Origin of the sequence: Okeania sp. KiyG1 (assembly GCF_014132355.1) — a bacterium.
Taxonomy (GTDB): Bacteria; Cyanobacteriota; Cyanobacteriia; order Cyanobacteriales; family Microcoleaceae; genus Okeania.
This window is the reverse complement of record NZ_BLZO01000068.1, coordinates 32,485-53,458: the sequence shown is the minus strand read 5'-3', so window position 1 is coordinate 53,458 and position 20,974 is coordinate 32,485. Positions and strand designations below refer to the sequence as shown.

Below are 20,974 nucleotides of genomic sequence, written 5' to 3'. Positions count from 1 at the left end.
ATGGAAATACGTAAACTAGGTACTCAAGGACTAGAAGTTTCAGCTCTCGGACTCGGGTGCATGAGAATGTCAGAGTTTTACAGCGGACGTAATGAACAAGAAGCGATCGCCACAATTCACCGCGCTCTTGAACTGGGGGTTACCCTACTTGATACTGCTGATATGTACGGAATGGGCGATAATGAGGAGCTAGTTGGTGACAGTTCCCGTCGCTAAACTCTTGCGAGCTATAGCGCAGGCTTCTCGTTGACTCCCGGCAACCCGTCGGACATTTCACGAGCTTTGGTTTTACTTCCCCGTGCTGCCCCACCGGAGAAGGAGTAGAAAAATCTCGCTCTACCTATTTTCCTTGAAAGTTTTACATACAAGTGGCGGCTGCAATTTCTGCACAATTCCTTGTAAAACCCCATACTTTCAGTTGTCTAGGTTCAGTTTGTAGGTGGCCTTCGCTCTTTTCTTTAACTTTACCTACATTAACTATTTTACTGGCGATTCATCCCATCGTCAAATCGGAGATTATGACTTGGGGCTTCTCGCCCGAACAGCTAAAGCGATCGCCGATCGCCGTGAACGTGTAGTGTTAGCCACTAAGTTCGGCATTGTTCGTGGCGAGGACGGAAGTTTTCAAGGCGTTAACGGAAAACCCGAATATGTGCATCAAGCTTGTGATGCTTCCTTAAAACGTTTAGGTATTGACACAATAGACCTCTATTATCAGCATCGCGTCGATCCTGAAGTACCAATTGAGGATACTGTAGGCGCAATGGCAGAATTAGTGCAACAGGGTAAGGTACGTTACCTGGGACTATCTGAAGCTGCACCTGCAAGTATTCGTCGCGCTCAAGCTGTGCATCCAATTAGTGCTTTGCAAACAGAGTATTCTCTTTGGAGTCGCGAACCTGAAGATGAGATATTACCCACCGTGCGCCAGTTAGGTATTGGCTTTGTGGCTTACAGTCCCTTGGGTCGTGGCTTTTTGTCCGGACAATTTAAAAGTCCCGATGATATTCCAGAAGATGATTACCGTCGCCACTCACCGCGCTTTCAGGGAGAGAACTTTAACAGAAATTTGGCGGTAGTCGAGCAGGTTGAAGAGATAGCTAAAGCGAAAGGAGTAACACCTATTCAACTAGCGATCGCCTGGTTACTCGCTCAAGGGAATGATATTGTGCCAATTCCTGGTACTAAGCGTCGCAAATATCTGGAAGAAAATGTAGGTGCTGTCGGTCTTATCTTGACTCCAGAGGAACTCAAACGAATTGAAGCCGTAGCACCCCAGGGAGTAGCCACAGGCGATCGCTACCCTGATATGAGCCGAGTCAATCGTTAGACAATTTTTGAAAATCAAGTTTTTTGTGGGAAGTGCTGTCAGTATTCAACCGAAAATGATATGATTGACTGTTTGACATACTCAGGACTTAAGCAAAAGACGATATCTTGACATCCTCCCGACGCTGCACTTGCGTGACAGCGCAGGATTCCCGCTCCATCACTGATAGGGACTTTCTGCTGCCTCTTGACAGAGGAGCTGCGCTAACATAGCACCAGCCTCCGAGGCCGAACCTCTTTTCGGTCTAAAGGCGCGCTCCACAGACTGACACTGCTAGCCCAGCAGCCTTATCCTATTTAGGATAGCACACTATTGTAAGAACCGCTCTTATTGATTGGTTTTTCCTGCGGAATGCTGCGCAAACATCCCGACGCTCCCCTTCGGGAGAGCGCGGGTCTTCAACCAACGTTGAGATAAACCATTTGTAGGGGTTAACGACCGTTAACCCCTACTATACCTGCTGGTTATGGGTAAGTCCTGTGTATATTTGATGGTCAGCTTAAATAAGTAAGTGGGAAAAATTATTTTTATAGCAATGTACAAATTACAGGAACTGTCCAATAGCTAAAAGTCTTATATTATCGGTTTTTTATTCCCCCTTCCGGAGCTGTTGCCTATTGCCTGTTGCCTGCGCACAGCGCTATAGATTGACATCTTGTGGACAAAAGTATATTTTTTATTGCCCTATTCCCTATTCCCTGTTTACAAATGTTAAATTAATTTTGCGCAGGTACTTACTGGACTGACACACCTTAAATGGTGCATTAGGGAGTAGGGAAGTGGGGGAGTAGGGAAGTGGGGGAGATAAAGATACCTAGATGGTAAGGGTGGGAAGCGTAGGGAGTGTGGGGAGGGTGGGGAGATAAAGACACATAGAAATAACAATCTATTGCACAGTTTTAGCTGTGTCAGTCCACTTAATATCATGTCCGGTTAAACAGTGATAAATAAATAACTACGGAGTCCTCAGGAGTCAACCCACCCCTCGCCCCTCCCCCGACCGTGGAGGGGAAGAAAGAAGAACAACTGGAGTTGAAGGAGAAAGTTTTTTTATAACTAATTATCCGGACATGATATTACAGCACTTTTGAGGATAGTGAGGTACAGTTATAAGACTATTTATTCCCCTGTCCCCTGTCCCCTGTCCTCTGTTCCCTGTTCCCTGTTCCCTGTTCCCTGTTCCCTGTTCCCTAGTGCAGGATGGCGGAAATAACTGACCAGTTACAAAATCCTAAAACAATTACAAATAGACATCTCCAAAAATCAAAAATCAAATCAATTCTCACACATAAATTATCAATTATTTCTCCCTACTGCTGTACGGACGTTGCATGCAACGTCCCTACTGCCTACTCCCTCTTTTCTGGAGATGTCTAATCAAAAATGATTGACTGTCAGATGTGCGTCTTACATTCTGGAGGTGCTGTGTGCGGAATTACTTCCGCACAGTAGGCGTCCCGTAGGAAACCTCGCCAAGACCGCACTCGCTTTTGTACCGTTGCCATTCGGAGCTTTGCGGAGCGCAAATGCCATTCGCCCCTACGACTTTTGACTTCCGCGTAGCGGCACTAGAGCAATAAAACTTTGTACCTCATCAACTCGATAACTGCTGTAATAACCCAATGACTAACTACAACAACTCACAAAACGATAAAGAATGGTGGACTCAACAATGGATAGACTTGTTAAATTCTTATCGATTTAAAAAACGATTAGAAAGAGCAAGAAATTATGCCAGACAAGGAAATGTTCTCAGTATAGAATTTAAAGACAAAGAAATTATTTCCCAAGTTCAAGGAACAGCTCCAGAACCTTATAAACAATCATTATGGTTAGATACTTTTAGTGATGAAGACTGGAATTATGTCATTGAAACAATGTCACAAAGAGCAATTTTTACTGCCAAATTATTAGCAGGAGAAATGCCTCAAAATATAGAAGAAGTTTTTGCTGTTAATGGTTTAAGACTATTTCCATTTACCTTAGATGATATCCATGCTAAATGTGACTGCCCAGACCCAAAAAGAGTTTGTAAACATATCGCAGCAGTTTATTATATATTAGGCGATCGCTTTAGTGACGATCCATTTTTATTATTTCAATTACGCGGTCGTAGCAAAGAAAAAATATTAGAAATTCTCCGGCAAAAACGTGGTCAAAGTCAAGAAAAAAATTCCACAATCAAAGAAAAAAACACAACAGAAAAAACACAAAAATCTCCAACTTCAGCAACTCAAGAATCTATAAATTTTGAACATTTTTGGGAATACAAACAAAAGCTAGATTCATCCCTAGTAGTAATTACACCACCCCCAAGTAATGAGACAGTTTTAGATGTTTTAGGACCTCTTCCTTTAGGTACATCTGCCAATATTATCGAGGATTATTTTAAGAAAATTTATCAAAATATTAGTCAGCAGGCAGTTATTACTGCCTTAAACCAGGGACAAGATAAATGAATAATAAAATAGCATTCAGCACTCAGCATTCAGCACTCAGCATTAGGACTTTCTCGCGGCCATACCCGCACTCGGCATTACCGAATAGTTAAGGTAAAAATCCTCTCACTCGCCGTGAAGAAACAAGCGGTCGTTTTGCTACGCAACATCTTTGCGGAGCATGACAAACGGAAAAAGCGTAGCTTCCGGTAGGGTGGGATGGCGTTTTGCTCCGCAACATATAAAGCGGAGCGGCTCTGATCAGAGCGGGTCTCGGAGCCATATCCATCAGACCCAGAGAGAAAAAATTTTCCTTTTATTCAATCCTATCCGTTTTAGGGAGAGGTAATTATCAATTATCAATTATCAATTATCAATTATCAATTATTGAATTGTTCCTACTTACTATTACACAAGAATGACTACCAAAAAAAACTTACAGTACGCGTACATAGCGTTTCTCAACCTAATAAGGTACACCTATCTTTAATTTGTCTTCTATTCCCAGTTAAGTTTTCCCTAAAACCAACTAATGCGCGTACCTCAAGCTTCCTGGGAATTGCTATATTATATTTAGGCTCTAAATATGAAGCGGAGCGGCTCTGATCAGAGCGGGTCTCGGAGCCATATCCATCAGACCCAGAGAGAAAAAATTTTCCTTTTATTCAATCCTATCCGTTTTAGGGAGAGGTAATTATCAATTATCAATTATCAATTATCAATTATTGAATTGTTCCTATTTACTATTACACAAGAATGACTACCAAAAAAAACTTACAGTACGCGTACATAGCGCTTCTCAACCTAATGAGGTACACCTATCTTTAATTTGTCTTCTATTCCCAGTTAAGTTTTCCCTAAAACCAACGAATGCGCGTACCTCACGCTTCCTGGGAATGGCTATATTATATTTAGTCTCTAAATTTGAGATGCGAACAAAAAAATAAATACTTGAAAAAAAGAACAATAAAAACCAACAAGACAGTTTTCAGCAGAAGAAAAAATAACTATTTCGCTGAAAAAATAATCTGGCAACTCTGTAAAGCAATACTAACTATATAGACATCTGGCGATCATAAAAAATAAAATCAATTATCCCACTCTTATTTATCAATTATTTCCCCTACTCCCTACTCCCGATATAAAAAATCTTAATCTGTTAATTACTATTGCTAAATTAGCAGTTCCATTCTCGCATAATAATTACCCCACACAAACTTAATAATTATAACTTAGTTATTCTATTAATTATCGATAATGTAAAACAACTATATGTTATAATCATATAAAATAGCTAAAAATACCAATAGCTATATAACTTTAGCTTAACGGTGGTGATTTTTTATCATGTTTGTACGAAACTTTTTAGGACTTTCTTTAGTAGGTCTTTTAGTTTCAGCTCCTCCAGTCAATCACCCTCAAACTGGAAAAACTAAGGTGGAATCAAGCCCACAATTACAGGCCGTAACATTTCCACCAACAACCTCCAGAGGTGCGCCATCGAGAACTAGAGGAGCTGGGTCTCGCGGCCCTTGTAATCCAATAATTAAACAAGAACTAAGCAACCTAACGGTCGTAGTACCAGAAAATAACATTGGTACAACAGTTAGTCCTAACCCAAATATTTACCTTTATGTTCCTAAAAGTAGTAAACGAAAGGCAGAATTTGCTTTATTTGATTGGACAAATAGAGTCAGAGAACCAATATATAAAATAGGTTTATCTCTGCCTGACTCCGCTGGAATTATCAAAGTAAGTTTGCCAAAAACAGTTGAATTAAAACCGAATAACACTTATATTTGGCACTTTGGCATAGTTTGCGATCCAGATAATCGTAGTTTAGATTTTTACATTAATAGCTTGCTAGAACGTACAACTCTCAAGCCAGAAACGGAAGATAAATTAAAAGAACTGCAGGAAAAACCATTAGACCAAGCTAAACTCTATGCTGAATCATCAGTTTGGAGCGAAACAATTACAACTTTAGAAAAATCTCGTGTTGCTAATCCTAATGCCTGGAGAGAACTGTTAAAATCAGTTGGACTAGGGGACTATGCCGATATTCAAATCTTTGATTGTTGTCAGGAAATAAAACCCGCTAAAAGGTAAGATAAATTGTTAGATTACCTAAAAGTTAAACATATTGAGAAACCTTTAGTGAAATCTCATTATGATTCTTGTGGATCAAGAGCTAAATCATTAATTTGGCAGTGGCGCGGGGTGTGGATAACTACTCCCTGCGTAACTATATTAGTGATATTACTACGTCTAACTGGAATATTGCAACTCTGGGAGTGGGGTACATACGACTTTTATATCAGAAATAGACCTTTACCTCCAAGGGACAAACGTATCGTAATTGTTGGTATTGATGAAGCGGATATACGCAGAGTAGGTCGGGGAACAATTCCTGACGCAACTCTTGCCAAGCTGCTCAAAAAACTCAAAGCAATGGAACCCAGGGCTATTGGTTTAGATATTTACCGAAATTTACCTGTACCGCCTGGTTATCGAGAACTGGTTAAAGTATTTCAAAACACTCCTAATTTAGTTGGCATCCAAAAAGTAGTAGGGGATGATAGAGGAGAAGGAGTAGCAGCACCACCTGCTTTACAAGAAAAAGGACAAGTAGGAGCAAATGATACCCCTGTCGATGCAGATAACAGATCTCGGCGAGGCTTGTTTTATTTAGATAATAAAGATGGGGAAATTATTTATAGTTTTGCCCTGCATTTAGCATTGCTTTATTTAGAAAAGGAAAATATTAGAGCAGAAATAGTAGAGGGAACTGATCGCTGGCGGGTGGGAAGTCAAGTTTTCCCTCCTTTTCAAAAAAATGATGGTGCTTATGTAAGAGCTGATGCTCGTGGATATCAGTTATTAATTAACTATAGAGGGCCAAGTAGTCATTTTGAAAAAGTTTCTCTGACAGATATTCTTGACGACCGAGTCCCTCCAGACTGGGGACGCGATCGCATAATTCTGATTGGAGCAGTAGGAGAAAGCTTCAACGATCTATTCTATACACCCTACAGTAGTCATTTGCTAGCTCCACCAATACCAATGGCAGGAGTAGAACTGCAAGCAAATTTTATTAGTCAAATTATTAGTGCGGCCCTAAATGAACGTCCCTTAATCAAAACTTGGTCTGAACCCCAGGAATGGTTATGGATTTTTATCTGGTCTGGAGTTAGTGCCACAGTTACATGGCAGTGGCAAAATCAAACCCAAAAATTCTTGTCACTAACATTATTGAAGCATCTCACCCTAGAATCTGCGATCATTTTTCTTAGCACTTATATTATGTTTATTTGGGGATGGTGGCTTCCTGTAGTGCCTCCTTTATTGGCAATAGTAGTTTCTTCATTTGCCATTACAGGTTATGTTGCTGGCACTGCTAGTTTGATTAGAAAAACTTTTGCTCGTTATCACTCCAATGAAATAGTCAAGAACTTATTGGAAAGTAAAGAGGGTTTAAAAATAGGAGGTAAGAGGCAATGTATAACTGTATTAACTTCCGATCTAAGAGGCTTCACTGCCATTTCTGAGCAACTATCCTCAGAAAGTGTTGTAGAAATTATTAATATTTATCTCAAAGATATATTAAAAATAATTACAAAATATGGTGGTAGTATTGACAAACTACTTGGTGATGGGATAATGGTTTTGTTCGGCGCTCCTACAGCTAGGGAAGATGATGCACATAGAGCTGTGGCTTGTGCAGTGGCAATGCAGCTAGAAATGAAATCTATTAATCAAAAAATCAAAGTTCTGGGGTTGCCAGCTTTGGAAATGGGTATTGGTATTAATACAGGGGATGCTGTAGTCGGAAATATTGGCTCTGAAGAACATACTGAATATACTGCTATTGGTTGGGAAGTTAATTTGGCTTTTCGCATAGAAAGCTATGCTACTGGAAATCAAATTCTGATTTCTGATGCTACTAGGGCAGTGATCGGTACTTCACAATTAAGGATAGATAGTACGAAGGAAATTAGACCTAAAGGTATTAGTCATCCAATTAATATTTATGAGGTGGGAGGAATTAGAGATAAATATAATCTATTTTTGCCGAAAGAGGAGGAAATTCTCTTACCGATAGAACAAAAAATTCCTATATTTTATTTAATTGTAGAAGGTAAACATATTAGTAATACTGTATTTAAGGGAAAGTTAGTTAAGCTTTCTCAAAGAGGAGCGGAGATAGAAATTAACAGATATGCTTCAGAAGATTCACTACCATTAGTTCATAGTAATATCCAACTTAATTTATTAAATCCTAGCAATCAATCGTTTATGAGCGAGCATATTTATGGAAAAGTCTTAAGGGTAGAAGAAGCATCAAAGGTTTTTTACATCCGTTTTACTTTCAAGCCTCGATCTGTTGTAGAACAGCTTGATAGTTTATATCAATCTTCTTTACAACCATAGAATTGTTTGTTGGGGTAGAAGACTAGAAATCAGAATTGAAGTTAGGTTGAGCCATCTTTTATATCATGTTCGGTTGAATACTTATAAATAACTTAGCGAGTCCTCAGGAGTCAACCCACCCCTCGCCCCTCCCCTCCCAGGAGGCAGGGTCTATTTATTGTCACGAGAGAAAAAGAAGTAGGGGAGTGGGGAGTGGGGAGTAGGGGATGGGGAGCATTTGTCAATTCATCGTCACGCGATCGAAAAATTGTATCCTTTGAAATTTTGAGATTTTGTGCATCTTGCTAGGTGAGTTAACCAAAAATATACAGTTGTAAATATTCTAGGCGCGACAATGAATTAGCCCTGCTCCCAGGAGGGAGGGAAGTCAGGAGTCAACCCACCCCTCGCCCCTCCCAGGAGGGGAAGAAAGGAGAAAAATCAAGATAATTTCAGTATTTATTCGGTACTGTCAGTTCTGAAATTTTATTTATAACTGACCCGTCCGAACATGATATTAGTTCCTCTTTTTCTCAAACAAGAATTCCAATGGGCAAATATGTAATATAGTATCCGGATAATTAGTTATCGTATAATATCATGTCCGGTAGCATCGATATTGTATAGAGAAGGTAAGGAAGAAGGAAGAAGGAAGAAGTAGGGGCGATTTCCTAGGTCATGCTCCGCAAACGCGTAATTAGGAAAATTCCGGAACGGAAATCGCCCCTACAAGAGAAGGAAAAACCTTATATGGCGCTAGATATTTCCCCAACTTTATACACAAACGATTGCGTTCGGACATGATATAACTCAGGAGTCAGCAGGACCAAGTCAGGAAGGATGAGAGTAGGAATTATCTGGGTATATTCTGGCTTTTTATGTGTGCATTGAATGGAAGTAGAGAGTGCGATAACTGATAACCGGATTTTATATAACGCCCTCTAAACTACTCATACCCCTTCTAATGCGCAAATATGCAACGCCTTTCTTTTATTATTGGAGATGTGTATTGATATCCTCCTGACCCTGCTCTCATCAGACAATAGGACATTATTGATGCATCTCTGAAAGCACTCTGCACAGAAAAGTTAGTAAAGTCTTGGGTTCCCGCCAACTTAAACAACTGCCGTGGTTTATCCTATGAGCGACTAGCGCTGACACCGCTAACCAAGCAGCCTTATTGTAGAGCACACTATTGTTAAGAACCGCAAAATTTTACAGAGAAAATAGGCTAGAGAAAAATTTTTAACTCTAGCTGTAGAAGTTAATATCAAAACCTGGAATTATTATAAAGATAGCTGATTACATTAGGTCTAGATATTCTAGTTAGTAATCGCTACCTTTAAATATGGGAAATTTTTAGGTAGAATGAGATGGAATATCAATTTTTTATTCTTTTTGGAATACCTGCAGTTAATACTAAATGTCTGTGATAGATAGCACTACTACCGTCATTAATTAATTAGTACACATGGATGATTGTCATGTATTAACGCCAACGAGCATAAGGCATACGAAAACGACGACCACCAGCTACTGAGTCTAAATCCTGATCAGTTAGCTTTTCTAATGTTGGCTGCTTGTCAGCAATAGGCTTTTTCAATTTACTTTCTTGTTTTGGGTTTGGTTTTTGTTGTTTGTGTGTCATTGTCCTTCTCCTAAGTAACTTCTCTAATTTAATCTAAGTGTATATACTGTTGTATACTAGGTTAAACAGAATTCAACTAAATATCCTATCTATAGTTTAACTCATAGCTAACCCTTGTGTCTATCATATCCCACTAAATAATTGTTTGAATCCCTGATATAGTGAGTATTTAAAAAAATTTTACATACTCAATCATATTAACTAGGTATTTACAACATGTAAGAGGATAAAAACTGGCCATCCCTACGAATTGCTTGAACTTATTTATTAATTACAATACTATATACAATCGATCCGGAATTAATTAAAATTTTACCACAATATATATTCATCTTTGAGCGCTCTGGCTGGAGAAGATTAGAAAATACAACATTTTACTGATAGAGGTTGCGATCGCTAAATCTAATACCAAATTTCAAAAAGTTTGCTATGTATCATCTTGAACAATAGGGAGGTAGGGAGATGGTCATCAAATATAGCTAAGACTTACCGAATAATTAATAATTAATAATTAATAATTAGGGTTTGCGTATGGAAAGTATAAGTAGTAGGGGTAGGAGATAACCCACCCCTCGCCCCTCCCCCGACCAACCCACCCTAACCCCTCCCTGGAGGGGAGGGGAAGACAGGAGACAACCCACCCCTAACCCCGACCAACCCACCCTAACCCCTCCCTGGAGGGGAGGGGAAGACAGAAGGAACGGGGAATTATAGAGGAGGTAGTCGTAAAAATTGTCCCAAGACCCAACTGCCATAATCATCCCAAAATACTAGCATGCATGAGCTTGAGCGACCGAAACAGGCGCACTTTTTTCGATCAAAAAAGGCAGCAAATCAATATCTGTAAGTGGTTTGATATTTAATCAGCAAGCCCTAATTAAATAATTTGCGCCTTGAAGCCTCCCCTTTTAAGGGGAAAAAAGCGGTCGTTTGCTTTTGCTTCGCAAAGCTGGCGCAACGCAACGCTGACGCGAAACGCGTATCTCGGAACGGAGTTCTATCTTCGGAGCTTCCCGTAGGGTGGGATGGCTCCGAAACCTGCGCCATATCCATCAGACCAAGAGAAGAAATAATATTTCCTTATATTCAATTCCGTAACGGTTAAAACCCGAGGTAATTAGGGTTTGCTGAAAAAAGCGAAGCGTGGGGGGGGTGGGTCCCCACCCCTAACCCCTCCCAGGAGGGGAATGTGGGGAGTTGGTTCGTGTGGGAAGGGTGGGAAGACGCTCGAAAGTAGAAGGAATAATTGTTAGGGAGATTTTTCTGCCATACTCACCCCACGCATACTCACTTTTTGAGGGTAAGTGAATTGAAACAGGCACAGTTTTTTCGACGATCAAAAGGCTAATACCTTTATTTACCAGTACTTTGAGATTTAATCAGCAAGCCCTAATTATCAATTATCCATTATCAATTATCAATTAATGAAGCACCATAGCGTATTTTCGTCCGAAGCAACAGACAGGGTTTGTGGAGCAGTCCAGAACGGAAAGTAATCTCAAGTCCTAGTTTTTTTGTACCTTATGCATAAGTCCTGATCGCATTATGATTAAGAAATGGTAAAAAGTGTAATAAGTTGGACATATTATTACTGGGTGATGCAGGGCTTTACCGAATAATTTAAGGTTTAAAACCTCTCCTGATAAAAGGGAAAAAAGAAAAAATATTTTTTTGAGTCAATCCTCTTCTTCAAAAGAAGAGGTAATTATTAATTATTAATTTTTGAACCAATCTACTAAAATTTTAGATAGTATAGGTTTGATCTACAAAATAATAAATCTGAAGTAAATTGGTAATTAGTTGTGAAATCCTATTCCTCTCTCTTCGTAGTCTCACTAACTTTTGTCTTGTGGAATTTTTTCAGTAACTGGAAAACTCAAGCAAATGCTCAGATAGTTCCAGATAACACCCTTGGTGAAGAAAGTTCTGTTGTTAATTCCATCGATCGACTGAAAGACCAAATTGAAGGAGGAGCTATTCGTGGCTCAAATTTATTCCATAGTTTTAAGGAATTTAATATCAGAGAAGGTAAAAGCGTTTATTTTGCTAACCCTAACGGCATAGAAAATATTCTGACTAGAATTACAGGTAACAACCCCAGTAGTATTTTAGGCAAATTGGGAGTAGATGGCGGGGCAAATTTATTTTTGGTGAATCCCCAGGGCATTTTTTTTGGGCCTAAAGCCAGTTTAGATATTCGGGGTTCATTTATCGCCACAACTGCTAACGAAATTAGACTGGGAGAAAATGGACGATTCAGTGCCACAGCACCTCATACAAGTAATTTATTATCAGTAGAACCCTCAGCGTTATTCTCAAATCAACTGGAGACTCAAGCTAGAGGAACAGGAACAATTATTAATCAATCCACAGAAGTGGGCTTAGAATTGCCAGGGGAGCAAACCCTAGCTTTAGTAGGAGGAAATGTAGAAATAGATGGGGGAATAATCGTAGTCCCACAAGGAAGGGTAGAACTAGGGAGTATAGGGAATAACTCTGTTGTCAAGTTAAATCCAACAGACAAAGGTTATGATTTGGATTATTCAGAAGTTGATAATTTTCAAGATATCAATATAGCTTCTGCTGTTATTGATACTCAAGGAAATGAGGGTGGTGGTGATATTTCAATTCAAGGCAGACGTATTACTATTACAGAATTATCTCGAATTACAGGAAGTACCAATGGACCGGAACCAGGAGGAAATATAGAAATTAATGCTTCGGAAGTCTTGGAAGTAGTTAGTAGTGATATTTTTAGTGATGTCAACGAAGGAGTGACAGGACGTGGGGGTAACATTGATATTGAAACTCAGCGTTTGATTCTCAGGGATGGCTCTTTAATTGCAACAGAAACTTTTGGTGAAGGTAATGCTGGAAACTTAACAGTTAGATCGGTGGAAATTGAAGCCACAGGTAATGATGGAGCAATAAATAATTTTATAGGTACTGGTGTCCGAGAATCTGACTCAGGAGAAATAGCAACAGGAGAAGGAGGGACTTTAACTATTGAGACTCAACGCCTCAGCTTACGAGATGGATCTCAAATAGATTCATCAACTTCTTCGGAAGGTAAAGCAGGAAGCTTAATAGTACGAGCAAAGGAAATTGAACTCATAGGTATTCTAGGAGAAGGATTTAGTAGTGGTTTAGGTGTTACAGTTCAAGCAGAATCAACTGGTGATGGAGGAGACCTCTCTATTGAAACTCAGCGTTTGAGTATACAAGATGGAGCATCAGTAGGCGTTTTTACTCTTGGTGCAGGTGATGCTGGAGAACTTAATATTAAGGCTAACGAAATAGAAGTGATTGGCCGTTCTGAGGATGGTATGTTTCCTAGCACCATATCTGCCACAGTACGGGGTGAAGAGGAATTCAGATCCAGTGGTAATGGTGGAGAAATATCTATTGAGACTGATAGTTTAACCATCCGAGATGGGGCTACAATTGAGGCTCGAACTGAGGGGGATGGCAGAGCAGGAAGTATTTCCATTCGAGCCAATAATAACATTACTGTCTCTGGGTTTAGTTCTATTTCTGGTGATTCTAGCACTATTACTGCTAGTACAGAATTAGGTGCAACTAGAGAGGGAGGTAGTATAGAAATTACTACTCCAAATCTGAATATTGATAATGGAGCATTAATTACAGCAAGAAGTAACAGCGATTTTGACGGAGGTAATATTTCTCTGAATATCAACACCTTAAATCTTACAACAGGCGGTCAAGTTCTGACCTCTAGTTTCGGCAGTGGTAATGCAGGTACAATAGAAATAAATACTAGAGAAGGTATCTTGATCTCTGGCATCAACTCCAACTTCAATGAAAGAGAAGAACGAGGAATGACGATCGCTAATAGAGAAAGAGATAATAGAGAAATAGAAATCGGTGATAGTCCAGAAAGCGCGATCGCTTCCCGTGCCAGAGATGAAAGTGATGCGGGTTCAGTTACACTCAATACACCTCTACTGAGGGTGGAAGACCGGGGTATAGTTACTGTTAGTAGCTTCGGTACAGGTGTAGCAGGTTCCCTGAATATTAAGGCTCCATCAATTGAACTTAACAATGGTACTCTGGCGGCAGAAACTAAAGCTGGAGACCAAGGTAATATTACGATCAGCTCCTCAAATATTAGTTTAGAAAACAACAGTTCGATTACTACCAGTGCTGAGGGGAATGCTACGGGAGGTAATATTACTATTGATACTACGTTTATTATCGCTAGAGATGGTAGCCAAATTAATGCTAATGCTGTTGAAGGTCAAGGTGGTAATATTGATATTACAGGTGAGGGGTTATTTTTTGACAACAGTAGCAATTTGACTGCTAGTTCAGCATTGGGAATTGATGGTACAATTAATGTAAACACTCAAATAGACCCGACTCAAGGGGTGGTGATATTATCTCCTGAAGTTGTGGATGCGGAGTCTGTGGTAGCACAAAATCTATGTTTACCAAATCAAGATCGAATAGCAGGCAGTAGCTTTGTGATTACAGGTCGAGGGGGTCTACCAACAAACCCTACTCAACCTTTAACAGTATTGAGAGGAGTAGTAGGTTGGGAAACTGACGCGAAAAAAACGACATCATCAGATATCAAGCAACAAACTGTATCAGTTTACCAGAGAAAACAGAGTAAAAAATTACCAGAAATTCTTCAAGCTCAAGGTTGGGTCATAAATAGATCCGGTAATATTATCCTGACGGCTAATCCTCCCACTGTTAATACAGGTGGTCTACAATTAATTCATCCAGGTTGTTATGTATTAGGAGAATAACGACGGAGGAGTCAGGAGTCAGGAGTCAGGAGTCAGGAGTCAGGAGTCAGGATGAAAAAAGAAGGAAGAGAAGAAGAAAGTTTTTGATCGCCATAGCACTACAAGAATTGGGCGCGGACATTTTTCAATGCTAAAACCCTTTTACAGTTTGCTATTCCCTGTTCCCTCCCTTGGTCAGCATTCCCTTGTCTGTCGCCGACGCGGGATCTGACTGCTTGCGTCTGTCGCGCCCCACTGGGTCGCACCGCTGTTCCCTATTCCCTAGCGTGTAGCGCTATAATTAGGGTTTGCACTCATAAAGTATGAGTGGTAGGGGTAGGAGACAGCTATACTGGAGACAACCCACCCCTCGCCCCTCCCCTTCCCAACCCACCCCTAGCCCCTCCCAGGAGGGGAGGGGAAGACAGGAGAAATGGAAATTATAGAGGGGGTAGTCGGGTATATTTGTCCCAAGACCCAACTGCCATAATCATCCCAAAATACTCTCCATGCATGAGCTTGAGCGACCGAAACAGGCGCAGTTTTTTAGACCAAAAAAGGCTGAAACTAATATCTGTCAGTGCTTTGATATTTAATCAGCAAGCCCTAATTATTCGGACTTGATATTACAGCGGTTTTCCTGCACGGTAGACCATAGTAGGGGCGAATGGCATTCGCCCTTAGACGTTCCATGCAACGTCCCTACAATATTTGGCATTGCATAATTGCAGGATGATTTTGTCATAGATATGGCTCCGAGACCTCGCCATCCCACCCTTCGGGAAGCTGCGCTTTTCGGTGCGGAATGCTACGCTTGCCATGTCGGCGACGGCCGTTAACCTAGTTATGCGAAGCAAAACGACCGCTTGTTTCTCCTTTATATCATGTCCGTTTATATCGTTTGTGTAAACCCAAGGGTGAATATCTACAGGAAATAATGGTTTTTTTCTTGCGAGGGTAGCCTTCGGACCTCTTCCCTCTTCCTTCTTCCTTCTTCCTTCTTCCTTACCTTTGCTATACAAGACTGATGCTACCGGACATGATATTAAAGGAGAGGCTTTAAACCTGAATTATTTAATTAATAATTAATAATTATTAATTATTCGGTAAATTTTATTTATAATTGACCCGTCTGTTAGCGTAGCTCCCCCGTAGGGGGCACATGATATAACCGCATTTTATATAAATATATAATATATTAATGTTTAATAACAATTATGAAATTAAAATCTCTAATAATTTTCTCCAGTTCAACATCAGGAATATGGCTAATTTTATCTAGTTTATTTTGCCAAAATCCAGGAAATGCTCAAATAATTCCCGACCAAACACTAGGGGCAGAAAATTCAGTTGTTAATTCTATAGATAGATTCAAAGAACAGATAGAAGGTGGAGCAATTAGAGGTTCAAATTTGTTTCATAGTTTCCAAGAATTTAATGTTGGAGAAAATCGAAGTGTCTACTTCACAAACCCAGCAGGAATTGAAAATATATTAACAAGAATTACAGGTAATAATGCCAGCAATATATTAGGAAAATTAGGAGTATTAGGAGAAGCAAATTTATTTTTAATAAATCCTAATGGTATATTATTCGGACCTAATTCTAGTCTAGATATTAGGGGGTCATTTATTGCGACAACAGCCAACGAAATTAGGTTAGGAGAAAATGGTTTATTTAGTGTTACTAATCCTCAAAATAGTAACTTATTATCAGTAGAACCTTCAGCTCTATTTTTCAATCAAATTTTTGTAGAGCGGGCATCCTGTCCGCTGTGTCAAGGAAATATTGTCAGTCAATCAACCGCAGAAGAAGTTGGTCTACAAATACCATCTGGAGAAACTTTAGGGTTAATAGGAAGGGAGGTAATTATTGACAGTGGAAAACTGACAACCGAACAAGGAAGAATAGAAATAGGCAGCGTTGGAAATAATAGTTTAGTCAGATTAGAAAACACCAATAATTATACTCTTAATTATTCAGAAGTAGAAAACTTTGAGAATATACAAATCAAGAATGGTGCTGTTGTGGATGTAAGTGGAGAAGGTAGTGGTGATATTCAACTCCAAGGTAGACAAGTGGCCATAACAGGGGGTTCAACTATTGTAGCCAATACTTTAGGCAATGAACCAGGAGGTAGCATTTCATTGATATCTTCCGAATTATTGGAAGTAACAGATAGCTTTGTGGACGCTGATGTAGGATTTGCTGCAAATGGCAGTGGTGCAAGCATTACAGCTAATACTCCACGTTTAATACTCACAAGTGGAGGACAGATAAGTACAGCTACATTTGGCACAGGTACAAGCGGAGAGCTGACAGTAAACGCCAATGAAATAGAGGTTATGGGTATATCAGCAGATGGTCAAAATCTCAGTGGCATATTTACAGATGTATTACCAGGAGCAACAGGTAGAAGTGGAGACCTAACAATTAATACTCAAAACCTCAAGCTTTTCAATGGGGGACAACTGACAGCCAACGTTTTTGGTGCAGGACAAGGAGGAAATTTAACTGTAAATGCCACTGAAATAGAAGCCTCTGGTACTATTGTATCTCAAAGTACTGTTCCTCAGCAACAACTCCTGTTAGAAGCTCTAAATGGTCAATTTCCCAGTGCAATTTTAGCTCTAGTTATACCGGAAGCTACAGGAAATAGTGGCAAATTAACAGTTAATAGCAGACGCATAGTATTACGCAACGGAGCGCAAATAGGAACTGGTACATTTGGTGTCGGAGATAGTGGAGAACTGGCAGTTAAGGCAAGGGAAATAGAAGTCATTGGTTCTTCTGAAGATGCTTTTCTGCCAAGTAGCTTTTTTACTTCAGTTTTATTAGGTGCTACAGGTAAAGGTGGAAATATTACTATCGATACTCAGTCTCTAACTCTACAAAACGGAGGACAAGTAAGAGCTGGTACATCTGGTGTAGGAGATAGTGGAGATGTAACTATAACAGCAAAAGAAATTAACTTACAAGGTAGTTTTGCCAACGATCTTTTTATCTTACCTAGCATTATTCAAGCTGCAGTTGAAGACTTATCACCTATAACTCCATCCGGTGTTGGCAGTGGTGATGGTGGCCAAATATTGATTACAACAGACCGTCTGACTCTTGAAGGTGGAGCCACCATTAGCGCCCGTACTGAAGGGGAAGGCAAAGGTGGAAATATAGAAATTAATGCTACCGATATTGAGGTAAATAACAGTTCCATTACTGCTGATAGTAATGAGAGTGCAGCAATAATTAGGAATGGAGATGGAGGAAATTTAATAATTAATACTCAAAATCTCATGCTGACAAATGGAGGCTCAATTTTAGCATCTACTTCGAGTGAAGGTAAGGGAGGAAATATTGTAGTTAATGCTACTGAAATAGAAGCAGTAGGTATTTCACCAGATGGTCAGTTTCTCAGTGGTATAAATAGTCAAGTTGCATTAGGGTCTACGGGGGATGGTGGCAATTTAACGATAGATACGGAACGTCTGATATTACGAGACGGGGCAATAATTCAAGCGGCAGTTTTCAGTTCTGGTCAAGGAGGAAACATTACGGTCAATGCAAAGGAAGTAGAGCTATCAGGTAATGCTACCAGTGAAAATTTATTGCCAGAAATACCATCTCTAGTTCAAAGTATAAACGGTCAAGTTCCTAGTGGTTTGTTGACAACTGTTTTACCTGGAGCTACAGGAAATGGTGGAAATTTAGCAATTAATACCCAAAGTTTACGGTTAAAAGGTGGAGGGTTGATAGGTACTGGAACATTTGCTCAAGGTCAAAGTGGAGATTTAACAGTACGAGCAACAGAAATTGACATGAGTGGTACTATTCCTAGCGGTCAACTTCCTAGTAGCTTGTTTACTTCAGTCTTTGATGAAGCTACAGGCAATGGCGGAAGTTTAACTGTTGACACCGAACGCTTGAGCTTAAGAAATGGTGCTCAAGTCAGAGCAGGTACATCTGGTGTGGGTAGTAGTGGAGACTTAACAGTACGAGCAACAGAAATTGAACTCATTGGTCGTGCTGAAGATGGTGGACTTGCTAGTAGTATTCTTGCTAGTGTAGAAGACTTAAGAAATTTGTCTCTAGGAGTAGGCAGTGGAGATGGAGGCAACGCATTCATAGAAACAGAACGCTTGACAATTCTGGATGGAGGTGAAATCAGTGCTAGCACCTTTGGAGACGGCAAGGCAGGAAATTTAACAGTCAGTGCCACAGAAAATATTACTCTATCTGGAGTAAATTCAATTTCTGGTGACTCCAGCACTATTACTGCTCGTACTCTGAATAATGGCAATGCTGGTTCTATCAATATTAATACACCGAATTTAAAAGTAGAAGACCGAGCGATCGTTACTGTTAGTAGTTCTGGTAGCGGGGTGGCGGGTTCCCTCAATATTAATGCTCCATCTATTGAACTCAATAATGGTACTCTGAGTGCAGAAACTAGAGCTGGAGACCAGGGTAACATTACTATACAAGCTTCAAATATTAACCTAGAAAATAATAGTGCAATTACTACCAATGCTACAAAGTCTGCCACAGGTGGAGATATTAATATTGATGCACAATTTATTATTGCAGCAGATAATAACAAGATTAGTGCTAATGCTATAGAGGGTCGAGGTGGTAATATTTCTATCAACGCAGAAGGGGTATTTTTTGATAATAGTAGTCAAATTACTGCCACCTCAACTTTGGGCATTGATGGTACGGTTGAACTTAATACTCAAATAGACCCCACTCAAGGAATGGTCATATTATCTGCAACAGTTATAGATGCTGAGTCATTAGTGGCCAAAAATATATGTGCGTCTACTCAGGTTGAAAAAGAAGGTAGTTCATTTGTGATTACAGGTCGAGGGGGTCTACCACCAGACCCAACTAAACCATTGACAGTATTGAGAGGAACAGTGGAATGGGAAACAGAAACACCCAGGTATACAACTGCTGTGATGAGAGATGATAAACAACCTGTGGTAATCTACCATCGGTCAGAAGTCGAGAACTTGCCAGAAATTCGCCAAGCTCAGGGTTGGGCCATGACTGAAGGTGGTACTATTATACTCACTACTACTGAAGCTGCTGTCAATACAGGTGGTTTACAGTTAATTCATCCTAGTTGTTATCTATTTTCTCCTGTGGCATTTGGAACTGGAATAGGGAATAGTTCATTAATTGATAATGGATAATGGATAATTGATAATTACCTCGGGTTTTAACCGTTACGGAATTAAATATAAGGAGATATTATTTCTTTTTTCCCCTTAAAAGGGGAGGCTTCAAGGCGCGAATTATTTAATTATTAATAATTCGGTAATACAATTTCTCAAAAATTTTTCTACATTTTCTTGAGTAGGGGAGTGGGTAGGGACGTTCCATGCAACTTCCGTACAGGGAGAAGTAATATCATGTCCGATTGAATACTTATTATTAAAATAGTAGGGGAGCGGGGGAGTGGGGAGTAGGGGAGTAGGGAAAATATAAAAATTTACTGTTTAAGCAAGAGGATAAGTTTTTTAACAACTAATTAGCTAGACATAATATAAAAATAGGAATAGTTGACATTAAATAGGGCTCTAATTAGCAAAAAAATGATCAAGTTAGTGTCAATAACTTAATAACTGAAGTGTTACCTAAGTATAGAATTACTTTTAAGAATTGGTATAATACCAAATTGATAAATGTTTGCTACAAATAGTTAGGGTATTTATTTTAATGCGCGAATTTAGAATTTAGAATGCACTTGGGGATAGATTTAATACAATTTTTGATGTTGAAAATTACCTTTTTCGTGAAACAGACTTTATCTGAAAGTCTTTTTATGGCGCAAATTAATTCGTAACATTCTTTTTTCAAAATGGTATAATAGGGAATATGTAGGGGCGAATGGCATTCGCCCTATAAAATGTTTCATCTTCAACCATTACCAAATATTTCTCGATCTCCCCATCTCCTTATCTCCCGACCCAAACTTACAGAAATGCTTGAATAGATAATAAATTGTGTCTCCACATACTTTACTTTTTGCATTGCTGAGGGGGCGGGATAAATATAAGTGGTAAGTGGGGGCAGGTATCCTACCTGTCCCTGTCCCATCCTGCCTGTCCCATCCTGCCTGCCCCAAAATATAGCGTTGTGCGCAGGCAACAGGCAACAGGCAACAGAGAGAATAAATTACTGATAATGTAAAACCTTTAGCTATTTGGCCTCTCCTGCAATTTGTAAATATACCACCGCTCATTGCTATATCAGGAACGGGCAAGATGCCCATTCCACTTCCACTTCTACTTTCACTTCCACTTCCACAAAACTATTAAAATCCCAAGCGCATTTATGCAACGCTCTACTTTTTCTATCGACCGACCGTCTCCAAGTTGACAAATTTCTCATT

Annotated in this window: 10 protein-coding genes; 7 read left to right on the top strand and 3 right to left on the bottom strand. The window is 39.7% G+C overall.

Annotated elements, in window-relative coordinates; genetic code table 11:
- The 5 genes from SAGCYANO_RS14055 to SAGCYANO_RS14035 all read left to right on the top strand — a co-directional run bounded on the left by SAGCYANO_RS14055 (position 1) and on the right by SAGCYANO_RS14035 (position 8,199).
- Positions 1–216 carry an aldo/keto reductase gene (locus SAGCYANO_RS14055; RefSeq protein WP_202220644.1) on the top strand — a complete coding sequence of 72 codons (216 nt, stop codon included), beginning with the start codon at positions 1–3 and terminating at the stop codon, positions 214–216.
- A gap of 223 nt (positions 217–439) precedes the next feature.
- The gene (locus tag SAGCYANO_RS14050) at positions 440–1,330 is read left to right on the top strand and encodes an aldo/keto reductase (RefSeq protein ID WP_202220643.1); all 891 of its coding nucleotides are present in this window, start codon (positions 440–442) and stop codon (positions 1,328–1,330) included.
- A 1,622-nt stretch (positions 1,331–2,952) separates the two neighbouring features.
- The gene (locus SAGCYANO_RS14045; RefSeq protein ID WP_202220642.1) at positions 2,953–3,789 is read left to right on the top strand and encodes a hypothetical protein; all 837 of its coding nucleotides are present in this window, start codon (positions 2,953–2,955) and stop codon (positions 3,787–3,789) included.
- Between the two features lie 1,326 nt (positions 3,790–5,115).
- A complete protein-coding gene (locus SAGCYANO_RS14040) occupies positions 5,116–5,877 on the top strand; it encodes a DUF928 domain-containing protein (RefSeq protein WP_202220641.1) in 762 nt (253 codons plus the stop codon).
- A gap of 6 nt (positions 5,878–5,883) precedes the next feature.
- Positions 5,884–8,199, top strand: coding sequence for an adenylate/guanylate cyclase domain-containing protein (locus SAGCYANO_RS14035; RefSeq protein ID WP_307785888.1), 2,316 nt, complete (start codon positions 5,884–5,886; stop codon positions 8,197–8,199).
- Between the two features lie 1,468 nt (positions 8,200–9,667).
- Here the strand turns inward: SAGCYANO_RS14035 and SAGCYANO_RS14030 are convergent.
- Positions 9,668–9,826: a hypothetical protein gene (locus SAGCYANO_RS14030; RefSeq protein ID WP_202220640.1), complete on the bottom strand. Its 159-nt coding sequence runs from the start codon at positions 9,824–9,826 to the stop codon at positions 9,668–9,670.
- 1,802 nt (positions 9,827–11,628) lie between these two features.
- On the opposite strand from SAGCYANO_RS14030, the gene SAGCYANO_RS14025 reads away from it, so the two are divergent.
- The gene (locus SAGCYANO_RS14025) at positions 11,629–14,601 is read left to right on the top strand and encodes a filamentous hemagglutinin N-terminal domain-containing protein (RefSeq protein ID WP_202220639.1); all 2,973 of its coding nucleotides are present in this window, start codon (positions 11,629–11,631) and stop codon (positions 14,599–14,601) included.
- Between the two features lie 659 nt (positions 14,602–15,260).
- Here the strand turns inward: SAGCYANO_RS14025 and SAGCYANO_RS14020 are convergent.
- Positions 15,261–15,602 (bottom strand): hypothetical protein, encoded by a 342-nt coding sequence (locus SAGCYANO_RS14020; RefSeq protein ID WP_202220638.1) that lies wholly within the window; start codon positions 15,600–15,602, stop codon positions 15,261–15,263.
- 195 nt (positions 15,603–15,797) lie between these two features.
- Here SAGCYANO_RS14020 and SAGCYANO_RS14015 point away from each other — a divergent pair, with 195 nt between their 5' ends.
- Positions 15,798–19,772, top strand: a complete 3,975-nt coding sequence (locus SAGCYANO_RS14015) for a filamentous hemagglutinin N-terminal domain-containing protein (protein WP_202220637.1) — start codon at positions 15,798–15,800, stop codon at positions 19,770–19,772.
- Between the two features lie 1,054 nt (positions 19,773–20,826).
- Here the strand turns inward: SAGCYANO_RS14015 and SAGCYANO_RS14005 are convergent.
- Complete coding sequence (locus tag SAGCYANO_RS14005) at positions 20,827–20,973, bottom strand: hypothetical protein (protein WP_202220635.1); 147 nt, start codon at positions 20,971–20,973, stop codon at positions 20,827–20,829.
- Between the last annotated feature and the right edge of the window lies 1 nt (position 20,974).